Raw genomic sequence first — 13,746 nt, 5'->3', positions numbered from 1 at the left:
CCACGTGCGCCCACGCCAATCCGTCGCACGGGAGTTGCCAGTTCCCGGCGAACAGCCAGCGGCAGCGCCACCGTCTTGACGAAGCCGCTGGAGTTGGAAGACCCGGTGAAGGCATCATGGTCGCCGGCTTCTACCAGAGACGCGCGGCGTGCTGAGCGAGGCCCGGGGACAGACGGTAGAATCCGCCCCGTTGCGGGTGTAGTTCAATGGTAGAACGGCAGCTTCCCAAGCTTCATACGAGGGTTCGATTCCCTTCACCCGCTCCATCCTTCAACCGCCCCGCGTCCCGGCGGCCTGGCGCTCGAGCAAAGGCCGCAGCATCCACAGCCCAATGGCCGGCCCCAGCGCAAGACCCGGCATCAGCAGACTCAGCGGGAGTTGTCGGGTGCCGAGCACGAACAGCTCGATGCTCACCACGGTAATGCCGAAGCCGATGCAGTTGGTGAAGGTGAGCACGCTGCCCACCAGTTGCGGCGGTGCATTCCGGGCAGTCAGTGCCGAGAACTGCGGCGAGTCGCCGACCACGGTGATGCCCCACAGCAGCAGCCAAGCCATGAACACCGGCAGCGGCGCCTGCAGCATCAGCGGGCTCAGCAGGCCGCAGGCGCCGCTCGTCGCCAGTTGAATGGCCGCGATGCGCGCGCTGCCCACCCGTCGCGCCATCGCCCCGCCCACCACACAGCCGAGCACACCGCCGGCGATGACCCAGAAGGCCGCCGCGCTGACGGCGGTTGTCGCGAGCCGTATCGCGAGGATGAACGGGACCAGCACATAGAAGGTGTAGAGCTCCCACATGTGGCCGAAGTAGCCGAAGACCGATGCGCGCACCTGGCGGTCGGTCCAGATGACGCCGAGCCCGCGCGCACTGAGCTTCGGTGGGGCCGTGGCGGCGCGCGGCGGCTCGGGCACCAGGAGCGCGGTGGCCAGGCCACCGGCCAGCGCCAGCAGCGAAACGCCGATCAGCACGCTACGCCACGGAAGCATCACGCCGTTGCCGCCCCATTGCATCGCCCTCAGTGCATAGGGCAGGGCGGTGCCGAGCACCAACGCACCAATCAGCAGGCCCATCGCCGCGCCCAGCCCGTCGCGGTACCAACTGGCGGCGATGCGCATCCCGACCGGGTAGACACCGGCCAGCAGGAAGCCGACGGCAAAGCGCGACAGCAGCAGCGCGCCCCAAGCGCCGGGCGGCAGGACGGTGGCCACCGCATTGGCCATCGCGCCGGCCGTGGCGCATGCCAAAAACAGCCGGGTCGGCCGGCAGCGATCGGCCAGCATCAGGAGCGCGAAGACCAGCGTGCCGGCAACGAAGCCGATCTGCACCGACGAAGTCAGACGGCCGATCGCCGAGGGTGGCAGCGCCCAGTCGAGTTGCAGGTCGGGCATCACCGCGTTCGCGGCAAACCACAGCGAGGTGCCCGCGAATTGCGAGAACACGATCACCGGCAGGATGCGAGCGGGCACCACGGGGTTCATCCGGCCTATGGTAGGGCGTCGGCCCGCCGCTGGTCAGTTGTCGATGACCCGCCGCGCGAAGCGTTCGAGGTAGTCCATCAACCGGTTCGCGCCCGCAACGGCGGCGGCTTCGTCGCCGGTGGCGATGCCCTGGGCCAGTTCCATGTGGGCGTCGGCGGCTTCGACGATCTCGCCCTCGTGCTGGTAGGCGTACCAGAAGCGGCGGCACTGCACGATCAGCGGGGCCACGCCCATCACCGCCGACTGGTTGCGGCTCGCGCGGTGGTTGACCCGGTCGAGTTCGTGGTCGGCCGCCATGTAGTCGTCCAGGTGGCCGCGCGCGGCGGCCTTCACCATCTTCTCGGCGCAGCGCACGATCTCCTTGCGCTCCGCCGCGGTGGCGCGGCGCGCCGAGCAGGAAGCGATCAGGATCTCCAGCACGCGCCGGGTCTGAATCACGTCGAGGTGGTCGGCCAGGTCGATGCTCGACACCAGCAGGCCGCGCCGCGGCTGCTGGTCGATCAGGCCGACGGAGGTCATGCGCAGCAGCGCCTCGCGCACGGGGGTGCGGCCGAGGCCGGTGCGCTCGGCGATCTCGCCCTCGACGACCGGACTGCCGGGCTCCAGTTGCAAGGTGGCGATGAGCGTTTCGATCGCGTCGTAGGCGATGTCGGCGGCGCGCCGCCGGGGCGTGCCGCCCAGAGAAGACGTGACTGCAGCGGGCATCGTGGGGGAAGGGGATTCGCGGAAAGGCACCAGGGGCGGGCGCATTCTCCCATCGGCGACGGGAGCAGGCGCCCGGGGGCGGTCTCAGAGCGTGGCGCCGATCTTGCGCAGTTCGGCAATGGCCGGCGCCTTGGGCAGCCAGAGCTTGTCGAACTCGGCGATCAGCGGCGCGGGGTTGAAGGCCGCGTCGTTCTTGATCACCAGGTTGGTGGCCTTGAACTTGTCGATCAGGCCAAGTTCGGTCGTCACGATGTCCTTGATCTGCGCGTCGAGCGACTGCTTCACCAGGTCGGTGATCAGCGTCTTGTCCTTGGCATCCAGCGTCTGCCAGATGCGGCCCGACACCAGCGGTGCGAAGGGCATGAACAGCGCGTTCATCGGCAGCATGACCTTCGCCACCTTGTCGAAGCGCGCGTTCCAGGAGAACTCGATGTCGGCTTCCAGGCCGTCGACCTGGCCGTTCGACATTGCGTCGAACACGGCCGGCGTCGGGATGGGCGTCGGCGCGGCGCCGAGCATTTGGTAGAAGTCGCGGTAGACCGGCGTGGGGTTGATGCGCAGTTTCATGCCCTTGAGGTCGGTCGGCGTCGAGATGTCCTTGGTGGCGAACACCACACGCATGCCGGTGATGCCCCAGCCCAGGCCGACGGTGCCGGTCTCGCGCGGCAGCACCTCGAGCAGCTTGAGCGCGGCCGGTGTGCGAACCAGCGACGCGACGTTGGTGGTCGAGCGCACCAGGTAGGGCGCGTTGATGGCAGCCACGCTGGAGACGCGCGAGCCCAGCTCGGCCGCCTGGATCCAGCCCATGTCGAGCGCGCCCGACTGCAGCTGCTGCATCATGGCCGACTCGTTGCCGAGCTGGCCGGAGTGGAAGACCACCGCGCTCAGGCGGCCGTCGGTCGCCTTCTTGAGCGACTCGCCGAAGGCCAGTGCGGCGCGGTTCCACGAGTGGCCGGCCGGGGTGATGAGGCCGAGGCGGAATTCCTTGGCCGCGGCAGCGCGGACCATCGGAGCGAAGAGGGCGGACGAGGCGGCGGCGGTGCCGGCCGCGGCCTGGACGAACTGGCGACGGGAGAGGGACATGCGAAGCTCCGGTTGAGGTGGAAAGGAAGGGCTCGAAGAACTACTTCAAGAGAGCGAGAGACAGGCTCGGGAACAGCGAAAGAATCACCAGCGCCACGCAGCAGATGACGAAGAAGGGCAGCGTGACGATGAACATCTTTCCGGGCTTGGCCCCGGTGACGGCCGAGGCGACGAAGAAGCTCAGGCCCACGGGCGGCGTCATGAGGCCGAGCACCAGGTTGATCACCACCACCACGCCGAAGTGGCGCGGGTCGATGCCGTAGATGTCGGTGGCGATGGGCAGCAGGATGGGCACCGTCATGATCAGGCCGGGGATGCCGTCGATGACGGTGCCGATCACCAGCAGGATCACGTTGGTCAGCAGCAGGAAGGTGACCGGGTCCTTCGCCACGGTCTGGATCCACGCGGCGGTGGCCTGCGGCACCTTGCCGTAGATCAGGAGCCACGAGAACACCGCCGCGGCCGCCACCAGGAACAGCACCACGGCCGAGTAGATGGCCGACTTGAGCAGGATCTGCGGAATCATCCCGTAGCGGAATTCCTTCGTCACGTAGCGGCCCACCAGCACCGCGGCCACGGCACCGACGGCCGCCGCTTCGGTCGGGTTGGCGAAGCCGCCGAGGATGGAGCCGACGATCACGATCGGGATCAGCAGCGTGGGGCAGGCGGTGATCACCGTGTGCAGCCGCTGCTTCAACGTGCGCTTCTCGGTGCGCGGGTAGTTGTAGATCAGGCCCATGCAGGCGATCACGATGAAGAACAGCACCGTGAGGATCACGCCGGGGATGATCCCGGCGATGAGCATGTCGCCCACCGCCACCTGCGCGAGCACGCTGTAGACCACGAACATCACCGAGGGCGGGATGATCGGGCCGAGCATGCCGCCGTACACCGTGAGGCCGGCGGCGAAGGTCTTGTCGTAGCCCTGCTTCTCCATCTCCGGCACCATGATCTGGCTCATGATCGCGACCTGCGCGGTGGCCGATCCGATGATCGACGACACCAGCATGTTGGCCAGGATGTTCACGTAGGCGAGGCCGCCCTTGACCGAGCCGATGAAGGCCAGCGCCAGGTCGACCAGGCGCTTGGTGATGCCGCCGCCGTTCATGATCTCGCCGATGAGGATGAACAACGGGATCGCGATGAGGCTGTAGCTGTCGACCCCGCCGAACATCTGCGTCGGGAAGGACTGGAACAGCACGGTGTCGCCCGAGTTCAGGATGAAGACGATGCCCGACAGGCACAGGCAGGCGCCGATCGGCACGCCGACCAGCATGATGAGCAGGAAGAATCCGGTGGTCAGCATGTCAGTTCACCACGTCCGCGTTGGCGATGTTGAACTCGGCATGGCTGCGCTTGGGCTGCAGGCCGAGGTCCTCTATCAGGTTCGACAGCGCATGCACGCTGAGCGTCAGCGAGAAGATCGGCAGGATCAGCTGGATCGCCCAGACCGGCCAGTTCAGCGTCTGCGTGCGCTCGGTGTAGAGGAAGTTGAAGGACTCCGCGGCGAACTCCTTCGCATCGAAGCCGTAGCGCGCGAGGCCCACCGGGTCCATGTAGATCCAGCACATCGCGAGCAGCGCCAGGCCGAGCAGCAGCACGCCGCCCGAGGCCGCGGCCTTGGCGATGCGCACGGACTTGGCACCCAGCTTGTCGGTCAGCAGCGTGACCGCGAAGTCGAGCCGCAGCCGGGTCATGGCCGAGGCGCCGACGAAGGTCAGCCAGACCACGCAGTACACCGAAGCCTCGTCGACCCAGTAGAGCGGAATGCCGCCGTAGCGCGTCACCACGTTCAGCATGACCAGCACCATGAGCAGCCCCATCAGTGCGGTGAGGAGGTGGCGTTCGCAGCGCAGCACGCCGTCCGAAATGTCGAGCACCCAGCGGGCAGCGCCGACCTGTCCTTTGGCTTTTTCTTGCATGGTGTTGTGGCCTGGTGACGGGGGGGTGCAGAAGCTCAGGCGACCGACTGGTACTTCACGGGCCGCGTGGCCAGCGCTTTCTTGACGACGCCTTCGATGAAGGTGCGCTCCTCGCCGATCAGCGGCAGGCGCGGGCGGCGCATGTGCTCGGTGCCCACGCCGACCAGCAGGTCGATGAGCTTGAGGTTCTGCACCAGCTTGGTCGACACGTCCAGATGCAGCATCGGCGTCATCCACTGATACAACTTGAGCGCCTCGGCGAACTGGCCGGCCTTCATCAGGTCGTACAGCGCCACGGTTTCGCGCGGGAACGCGCAGCCCACGCCGGCCAGCAGGCCGTCGGCGCCCAGCGCCATCGCTTCGTAGGCCAGGTCGTCCACGCCGCAGAAGATCTGGTAACGGTCGCCCAGCAGGTTGCGCAGGTCGGTGATGCGACGGATGTTGTCCGTGCTCTCCTTGACGGCGACCAGCCATTCGCAGTCGGCCAGTTCCAGCATGTGCTCGGGCTTGAGGTCGACGCGGTAGGCGACCGGGTTGTTGTAGACCATCAGCGGCTTTTGCGCCGCCTTGGCCATGGCGCGCACGTTGGCCATCGCCTCGCGTGCATCGGCCACGTAGATGACCGAGGGCATCACCATGTAGCCGGCCACGCCGAGCTTGTTGCCGCCGTCGATGTAGCGCAGCGCCTCGCGGGTGCTGGTTTCCGACACGTTGGCCAGCACCGGGATGCGGCCGTCGGCGGCTTCGAGGGCGATCTTGGCGACCTGCAGCTTCTCTTCCAGGCTCAGCGTGCTGGCTTCGCCCAGCGAGCCGCAGGTGACCAGGCCGTGGATGCCGTTGCGGATCTGGAAGTCGATGTGCTTGGCGGTGCCTTCGGCGTCGATGCTCTCGTCGGCGTGGAACTTGGTGGTGACGGCGGGGAAGATGCCTTGCCAGCGGGGATTGCTCATTCGGTGCTCCTGAAGGATGAGGTTTGGAGAAAGGTGAGGCCGTCCGGGCCTGCGCCCGATCGACTCTGTAAATATATTAGTGAGATATCAGAAATATCTGTTCAGGGTATTAGCAGATTGCGTGCCAGCGCTGGACATGCTTGATCGGGGGCTTGGATGGCCTTTTGGGGCGTCGGCATCGCCTTGCGGCACCGGATTGAGGCGCCGTGCACGATGGCTGGGCCACCGGCCCAGCCCTGCACATGCATCTGGCAGCGGGGCCTGGAGAACGAACGGCGCCCAGTGTTCGTCAGCAGCGCCCAACGACCACGTCAGGGCGTGGCTGTTGCGCCGACGATGGCAGGTCGGCAGGTCGGCAGGTCGGCAGGTCGGCGTGCCTAGCGCCGCCCGCGGAGCCACTCGAGTGCCAGCAACAACGCGGTCGTGAACACGATCAGCAGCGTCGCGACGGCCGCGATGGTCGGCGAGATGTTCTCGCGGATGCCGGTGAACATCTGGCGCGGCAGCGTGACCTGGTCGGGCCCCGCCAGAAACAGCGTGACCACCACTTCATCGAACGAGGTGGCAAAGGCGAACAGCGCGCCCGAGATCACGCCCGGCGCAATCACCGGCAGCGTGATGCGCATGAAGGTGTTGAATGGCGTTTCGCCCAGGCTCAGCGACGCGCGCACCAGGTTGTGGTTGAAGCCGGCCAGCGTGGCGAGCACGGTGGTGAGCACGAAGGGCGCGCCCAGTGCCGCGTGCACCACGATCAGGCCGAAGTAGGTGTCGGCCAGCCCGATCGGCGCGAAGTAGAGGTACGCCGCCACGCCGACCACCACGATCGGCACCACCATCGGCGAGATCAGCACGCTCATGAGCAGACCCTTGAACGGGAAATTGGTGCGTGAGAGGCCCACCGCCGCCAGCGTGCCGAGCACGGTAGCGACCACCGTCGCGGCCGGCGCGACGATGAAGCTGTTGCGCGCTGCGCGGCCCCATTCCGGCGACTGGAACAGGTTTTCGTACCACTTGAGCGACCAGCCCGGGATCGGATAGGCCAGGAAGGAACTGCTCGAAAACGACAGCGGGATCACGACGAGGATCGGCGCCAGCAGAAAGGCCAGCACTGCGACGCAGAGCGTGCGCACCGCCCACCAGCCGAGCTTGTCGGCAAAGGTCGCGTAGGCGGGAAATTCGGGAAGAAGCTTCGGCATGTGAGTCTTTCGTACAGCTTCAGCCCAGGCTCAGGTCGGCCTTGCCGATGCGGCGGTACACCGCATAGAGCACCAGCGTGGCGGCCAGCAGCAGGGCGCCGAGCGCGCAGGCCATGCCCCAGTTGATCTCCACATTGGTGTAGCGCGCGATGTAGTAGCTCAGCATCTGGTCGTCGGCCCCGCCCAGCAGTGCCGGCGTGACGTAGTAGCCGATCGCCAGGATGAACACCAGCAGCGCACCGGCGCCGATGCCCGGGTAGGTCTGCGGCACGTAGACGCGGAAGAACGCCACCAACGGCGGACTGCCGAGCGACACGGCCGCGCGCTGGTAGGTCGGCGGCACGCTCTTCATCACGCTGTAGAGCGGCAGGATCATGAAAGGCAGCAGGATGTGCACCATCGAAATGATCACGCCCGTGCGGTTGAACAGCAGCGCCAGCGGCTGGTCGATCAGACCGATGCCGATGAGGCCGCGGTTGACCAGGCCTTCGGACTGCAGCAGCACGATCCAGGCCGCCACGCGCACCAGGATCGAGGTCCAGAACGGCACCAGCACGAGGATCATCAGGATGTTGGCCTTGCGCGCCGGCAGCGTCGACAGCCACCAGGCCAGCGGATAGGCCAGCAGCAGGCAGAAGAAGGTGACCACGGCGCTGATGTGGAAGGTGCGCAGCAGAATGCCGCCGAAGGCGCGCTGGTCGGGCGGCATGCGCTCGACGCTGCCGGCCGCATCGCGCCGCAGGTCGACCGAGGCCAGCAGGTAGTCGGGTGTCCAGCGCGATCCGTTCTTGGCGATCGCCTGCCAGAAGGGCGGCTCGGCCCAGCGCGGGTCGAGTTCGAGCATGCGGGCCTTGACCTCGTCCGGCGTGCCGGCGATCGGCAGCGCCCGAAAGGTGCCCATCACCAGCGAGCGGGCGCCGGCGATCTCGGTGTTGAGGCGGCGCGCCAGCGCGCCAGCATCGGAGCTGTCGGCCAGCTGGCCGAGGTCGGACGCGATGGCGGCGAAGGCCTGGGGCGGTGGCGTGTCCTTGCGGTTCCAGTCGTCGAGGGCCCGCACCGTGCGCGGCAGCGCGTTGGCCACTTCCGGGTTTTCCACGGCGCGCTGCAGCAGCGCCACGATTGGCACCAGCATCGTCAGCAGCAGGAACACCAGCAGCGGTAGCGTGAGCGAGAAGGCGCGCCATTTGCGGCGCGACTCGGCACGCGCCAGCGCGCGCCGGAGTTCGCCCGGCGGCGCGTCCGCCAGGGTTGGGCTGGTCAACGTTGCCGAACTCATTGAAAGACCTCCGCGCTACGCGCTGCGCCGCTCATGCCGCTTACTGCGTGGCCCAGGATGCGAAGCGCTTCTCGAGCGCTTCGCCCTGGTCGGCCCAGAACGCGACGCTGAACTGCAGCGCTTCCTTGGCGTTCGACGCCGAGGTCGGCAGGTCGTCCAGCACCTTCTTGTCGAGCGAAGCCAGCGCCTTGGTGTTGGTCGGGCCGTAGGCGATGTTGTTCGCATACACGGCCTGGTTTTCGGGCTTCATCGCGAACTGGATGAACTTGAGCGAGGCATCCTTGTTCGGCGCGCCCTTCGGAATCACCCAGTAGTCCAGGTCATAGATGCCGCCGGGCCAGTAGATCTTGAGGTTGCGGCCTTCGCGGTTGGCGGCATCGATGCGGCCGTTGTACACGGTGGTGAGCACCACGTCGCCCGCCACCAGGAACTGCGGCGGCTGCGCGCCGGCTTCCCACCACTGGATGTTCGGCTTGAGTTCGGTGAGCTTCTTGAAGGCGCGTTCGGCACCGTCCTTGGTGGCCAGCACCTTGTAGACGTCGGCCGGCTTCACGCCGTCGGCCATCAGCGCGAACTCGAGGTTGTAGCGCGCACCCTTGCGCATGCCGCGCTTGCCGGGGATCTTCTTGACGTCCCAGAAGTCGGCCCAGCTGGTGGGGGCGGTCTTGAGCTTTTCGCCGTTGTAGGCCATCACGGTCGACCACACGAACACGCCGACGCCGCATTCCGTCACGGCAGCGGGCAGGAAGTCGGCCTTGTTGCCGATCTTCGAATAGTCGAGCTTTTCGAACAGGCCTTCGTCGCAGCCGCGTGCCGCGTCGGGCGACTCGACCTCCACCACGTCCCAGGTCACCTTCTTGGTCTCGACCATGGCCTTGATCTTGGCCTGCTCGCCGTTGTACTCGACCGGAATCACTTTGGTGCCGGTCTTCTCGTAGGGCTCGTAGTAGGCCTTCTTCTGAGCGTTGGCGTTGGCGCCGCCGAAGTTGACGACGGTGATCTGCTGCTGTGCGAGCGCCGGCAGTGCGAACACGGCGGCGAGGGCGCAGGTGAGGAGTGTCTTTTTCATGATGGAAGAGTCCTTGTGGGTTGGCGGAAAAAATCGATCAGGGCAGGTAAATGCGCGCGTGTGTGACCGGCAACTCGAGCGAGACCCGCTCGCCGCTCTGCGGCGGTGCGGCGCCCTGCAGGCCGGTGAGCGGCAGCTTGACGGTGGCGTCGGCCTGGCCGCCACCCAGGCTGCAGAGCAGCCGGAGGTGGTCGCCGTAGTAGATGACGCGCGTCACTTCGGCCACGAGCATGTTGGGCGTGGCAGCATCGGGCTGCCGGTGCAGCACCACGCGCTCGGGGCGGATGCACAGCTCGACGGCGGTGCCGGCTGCTGCGCCGCCGACGTTGAGCCCGTCCAGCACGCGGCCGTCGGGCAGTGCCATGGTGGCCACGTCGCCGCCGGCCTGCAGCTTGCCCTTGAGCACCGTGTTGTCGCCGACGAAGCCGGCCACGAAGCGGTTGGCGGGCATCTCGTAGAGGCGGTCGACGGTGTCGAGCTGCTGGATCACGCCCTCGTTGAAGACCGCGACGCGGTCGCTCATGGTCAGTGCCTCGCCCTGGTCGTGCGTCACGTAGACGAAGGTCACGCCCAACTGGCGGTGCAGTTCCTTGAGCTCGAGCTGCATGTGTTCGCGCAACTGCTTGTCGAGGGCGCCGAGCGGCTCGTCCATCAGCACCAGTTGCGGCTCGAACACCAGCGCGCGCGCCAGCGCCACGCGCTGTTGCTGGCCGCCCGAGAGCTGGCCCGGCAGCCGGTCGGCCATGCCCTTCAACTGCACCATGTCGAGTGCGCGTTGCACCCGCTTGTGCTGCTCGTCCTTGGCCACCTTGCGCACCGTGAGCGGATAGGCGACGTTCTGGCCCACGCTCAGGTGTGGGAACAGCGCGTAGTTCTGGAACACCATGCCGAAGTGCCGCTTGTGCGGCGGCGTGCGGGTGATCTGCCGGCCCTCGAGCAGGATGTCACCCGAGGTGGGCGACTCGAAGCCCGCGAGCATCATCAGCGTGGTGGTCTTGCCCGAGCCCGAGGGGCCGAGCAGGCTCAGGAATTCGCCGCGATGGATGTCCAGGTCGAGCTGGCGCACCACCAGGTGCTCGCCGTCATAGGTTTTCTGGACGCGCTGGAATCGCACCAGAGGTTCTTCGGTCATGGGGGTGTTCACAGAGGGGGTCGATCAGCGCAGCGCGGCGAAGCTGTCCGCCAGCAGCGCAAGGCCTTCGTCCACTAGCAAGTCGGATGCCGTCAGCGGTACCAGCACGCGGATCACGTTGCCATAGGTGCCGCACGACAGCAGGATCAGCCCGCGCCGGGCCGCCTCGGCGACCACCTTGCGGGTGAGCGCGGCGTCAGGCCGGGCGGTGTCGCCTTGCTCGAACAGTTCGATGGCCACCATCGAACCGAGCCCGCGCACGTCGCCGATGGCCGGCTCGTCGGCCGCGATGCGGCGCAGGCCCGCCGTCAGCCGCTCGCCGAGCGCCTTGCTGCGGGCCAGCAACTGCTCGTCGTCGAACACCTGGAGCACCGCGAGCGCGGCGGCGCAGCCGATCGGGCTGCCGGCATAGGTGCCGCCGAGGCCGCCGGGTGCCGGCGCGTCCATCACCTCGGCGCGGCCCACGACGCCCGAGATCGGGAAGCCGCCGGCCATCGACTTGGCGGTGGTGATCAGGTCGGGCGCCACCGGCCATTGCTCGCTGGCAAACCAGGTGCCGGTGCGGCCGGCGCCGGTCTGCACCTCGTCCGCGATGATCAGGATGCCGTGGCGATCCGCCAGCGCGCGCAGGCCTTGGACGAAGTCGTTCGGCGCCACATAGAAGCCGCCTTCGCCCTGCACCGGTTCCAGGATGAAGGCCGCCACGCGCTCGGGCTCGATGTCGTTCTTGAACAGCAGTTCGACCGAGTGCAGCGCATCGTCCACGCTCACGCCGTGCAGCGCGTTCGGGTACAGCGCATGAAACACCTCGCCCGGGAAGGGGCCGAAGCCGACCTTGTAGGGCGCGACCTTGCCGGTGAGGCCAAGCGTCATCATGGTGCGGCCATGGTACCCCCCGGTGAACGCAATGACACCGGGGCGGCGCGTGAAAGCGCGCGCGATCTTCACCGCGTTCTCGACCGCCTCGGCGCCGGTGCTGAGGAAAATCGACTTCTTCGGAAAGTTGCCGGGCGCCAGCAAGTTCAGCCGCTCGGCCAGCTCGACGTACGGCTCGTAGGCCAGCACCTGGAAGCAGGTGTGCGAATAGAGATCGACCTGGGCCTTCACGGCGGCGCTGATCGCGGGATGGCAATGGCCGGTGTTGAGCACCGCGATGCCGCCGGCGAAGTCGATGTAGCGCCGGCCCTCCACGTCCCAGACCTCGGCGTTGCTGCCGCGGCTGACGAAGATTTCATGGGCCTGGCCGACGCCGCGGGCGACAGCGGCGTTGCGCCGTGCCATGAGGGCGGCATTGCTGAGATGGGGGTCGCGCTGCATGGGAGTCTGTGTCCGGATGGATGAAATGGCGGACTGTAGGTTTTGCAGGGTGGTGCGGCCATGTACACCCGGCACGATCGGCCGGAGGACTGTGCTGGTCTTGTATCCTGTACATACTTTCCTCAATATGGTGCATGCCGGTTTGCCGAGGCCCTCTCGATGCTCATTCTTCGCCCCGAATCGCCGGCACCTCTGGTCAGCCAGATCGTGGAGGGGCTGCGCGGGCTGATCGGCAGCCAGAAGCTCAAGGCCGACAGCAAGCTGCCTTCGATCCGGGCCTTTGCCGCGGCGCACAACGTCAGCGTCTTCACCGTGGTCGAGGCCTACGACCGGCTGGTGGCCCAGGGCCTGCTGGTCTCGCGGGCCCACGCGGGCTTCTTCGTCAAGCGGCGCAGCGACGACGGCGGCGGTGCCGCCAGCGCACCGCGTGCCGACCCGCGCTTCGATGCACGCTGGTATCTGCAGCAGATCTTCGAGAACAGCAACCTGCCGCTCAAGCCGGGCTGCGGCTGGCTGCCGCACGACTGGCTGTTCGAGGACGGCGTGCGCCGCAGCCTGCGCCAGCTCGCCTCCGACGGCACCGACATCGGCGGCTACGGCCTGCCGTTCGGCCACATGGCGCTGCGCATGGCGGTGGCCGAATCGCTGTCGGAGCGGCAGATCCAGGTGGAGGCGCCGCAGGTGCTGCTGACCCAGGGCTCGAGCCAGGCGCTGGACCTCGTGGCCCGCCGGCTGCTGAAGCCGGGCGATGCGGTGCTGGTGGACGACCCGGGCTACCCCAATCTGATGTTCATGCTGCGCTTCCTGGGGGTGGAGCCCATCGGCGTGCCGCGCACCCCCACCGGCTACGACCTGCCGGCGCTGGAGGCCCTGCTGGCCGTTCACCGGCCCAAGGCCTTCTTCACCCAGCCGCGCCTGCAAAGCCCGACCTGCTCGATGGCGGCGCTGCCGCAACTGGTGCGGCTGCTGCAACTGGCGCAGGCACACGATTTCGTGCTGGTCGAGAACGACATCTATGCCGATATGGACGCGTCCATGCGGCCATCGCTCGCGAGCCTCGCCCAGTTGCGGCAGGTGGTGTACGTGAGCAGCTTCTCCAAGAGCATCTCGCCGAACCTGCGGGTCGGCTATGTCGTTGCCGAGCCCGAACTGCTGGGCGACCTGGCCCAGCTCAAGATGGTGTCGGGCCTCACCTCGTCCGACATCACCGAGCGCCTGGCCTTCGGCGTGGTGACCGACGGCCGCTGGCGCAAGCACCTCAAGGCGCTGCGCGACCGGCTGGCGCATGCCCATGGCACCGTGGCACGCCGGCTGGAAACGCGGGGCTTCGAACTGTTCCACGAGCCCGCGGCAGGCATGTACCTGTGGGCCCGCCATCCGGACATCGCAGACAGTGCCGAGCTCTCGCAGCGCGCCGCAGGCGAGGGCATCATGCTCGGCCCGGGGCAGTTGTTTCTGGTGAGCCCGCGCCCGACCGGGTGGCTGCGCTTCAACGTGGCCTTCAGCGAGGACGAGCGCTTGTGGCGCTTCCTGGAGCGCAGCGTCGAGCAGCAGAGCGGGGAGCTCGCGGCGCAGGGCGAAGCCTGAGGGCTTCGGGCGCCCCGGGGCCTTGGCGCAGGC

General features: G+C 67.5%; 12 protein-coding genes and 1 tRNA gene. 2 read left to right on the top strand and 11 right to left on the bottom strand.

Features of this window, described 5'->3' with window-relative positions; all coding sequences use genetic code 11:
• Positions 1-192: 192 nt before the first annotated feature.
• A tRNA-Gly gene (locus tag ACSFBE_RS17520) sits at positions 193-266 on the top strand.
• 4 nt (positions 267-270) lie between these two features.
• On the opposite strand, the gene ACSFBE_RS17515 is transcribed toward ACSFBE_RS17520, so the two are convergent.
• The 11 genes from ACSFBE_RS17515 to gabT all read right to left on the bottom strand — a co-directional run bounded on the left by ACSFBE_RS17515 (position 271) and on the right by gabT (position 12,126).
• Positions 271-1,476 carry an MFS transporter gene (locus ACSFBE_RS17515; protein ID WP_435491677.1) on the bottom strand — a complete coding sequence of 402 codons (1,206 nt, stop codon included), beginning with the start codon at positions 1,474-1,476 and terminating at the stop codon, positions 271-273.
• Between the two features lie 33 nt (positions 1,477-1,509).
• Positions 1,510-2,181, bottom strand: coding sequence for a GntR family transcriptional regulator (locus ACSFBE_RS17510; RefSeq protein ID WP_435491676.1), 672 nt, complete (start codon positions 2,179-2,181; stop codon positions 1,510-1,512).
• Between the two features lie 84 nt (positions 2,182-2,265).
• Positions 2,266-3,264, bottom strand: coding sequence for a TRAP transporter substrate-binding protein (locus ACSFBE_RS17505; RefSeq protein WP_435491675.1), 999 nt, complete (start codon positions 3,262-3,264; stop codon positions 2,266-2,268).
• Between the two features lie 40 nt (positions 3,265-3,304).
• The gene (locus tag ACSFBE_RS17500; RefSeq protein WP_435491674.1) at positions 3,305-4,570 is read right to left on the bottom strand and encodes a TRAP transporter large permease; all 1,266 of its coding nucleotides are present in this window, start codon (positions 4,568-4,570) and stop codon (positions 3,305-3,307) included.
• Position 4,571: 1 nt separating this feature from the next.
• The gene (locus tag ACSFBE_RS17495) at positions 4,572-5,186 is read right to left on the bottom strand and encodes a TRAP transporter small permease (RefSeq protein WP_435491673.1); all 615 of its coding nucleotides are present in this window, start codon (positions 5,184-5,186) and stop codon (positions 4,572-4,574) included.
• Positions 5,187-5,221: 35 nt separating this feature from the next.
• Positions 5,222-6,136, bottom strand: a complete 915-nt coding sequence (locus ACSFBE_RS17490) for a dihydrodipicolinate synthase family protein (RefSeq protein WP_435491672.1) — start codon at positions 6,134-6,136, stop codon at positions 5,222-5,224.
• A 377-nt stretch (positions 6,137-6,513) separates the two neighbouring features.
• On the bottom strand, positions 6,514-7,332 hold the full coding sequence (locus ACSFBE_RS17485) for an ABC transporter permease (protein WP_435491671.1): 819 nt from the start codon (positions 7,330-7,332) through the stop codon (positions 6,514-6,516).
• A 19-nt stretch (positions 7,333-7,351) separates the two neighbouring features.
• The gene (locus ACSFBE_RS17480; RefSeq protein WP_435491670.1) at positions 7,352-8,608 is read right to left on the bottom strand and encodes an ABC transporter permease; all 1,257 of its coding nucleotides are present in this window, start codon (positions 8,606-8,608) and stop codon (positions 7,352-7,354) included.
• Positions 8,609-8,648: 40 nt separating this feature from the next.
• Positions 8,649-9,677 carry a polyamine ABC transporter substrate-binding protein gene (locus tag ACSFBE_RS17475; protein WP_286544968.1) on the bottom strand — a complete coding sequence of 343 codons (1,029 nt, stop codon included), beginning with the start codon at positions 9,675-9,677 and terminating at the stop codon, positions 8,649-8,651.
• A gap of 37 nt (positions 9,678-9,714) precedes the next feature.
• Positions 9,715-10,809: an ABC transporter ATP-binding protein gene (locus ACSFBE_RS17470; RefSeq protein ID WP_435491669.1), complete on the bottom strand. Its 1,095-nt coding sequence runs from the start codon at positions 10,807-10,809 to the stop codon at positions 9,715-9,717.
• 24 nt (positions 10,810-10,833) lie between these two features.
• On the bottom strand, positions 10,834-12,126 hold the full coding sequence (gene gabT / locus ACSFBE_RS17465; protein ID WP_435491668.1) for a 4-aminobutyrate--2-oxoglutarate transaminase: 1,293 nt from the start codon (positions 12,124-12,126) through the stop codon (positions 10,834-10,836).
• 159 nt (positions 12,127-12,285) lie between these two features.
• On the opposite strand from gabT, the gene ACSFBE_RS17460 reads away from it, so the two are divergent.
• Positions 12,286-13,713 (top strand): aminotransferase-like domain-containing protein, encoded by a 1,428-nt coding sequence (locus ACSFBE_RS17460; protein ID WP_435491667.1) that lies wholly within the window; start codon positions 12,286-12,288, stop codon positions 13,711-13,713.
• Positions 13,714-13,746 lie beyond the last annotated feature (33 nt).

This window comes from Variovorax sucrosi (assembly GCF_051216635.1).
Taxonomy (GTDB): Bacteria; Pseudomonadota; Gammaproteobacteria; order Burkholderiales; family Burkholderiaceae_C; genus Variovorax.
The sequence above is the reverse complement of the archived record's forward strand: the minus strand, read 5'-3'. Positions and strand labels throughout refer to the sequence as shown.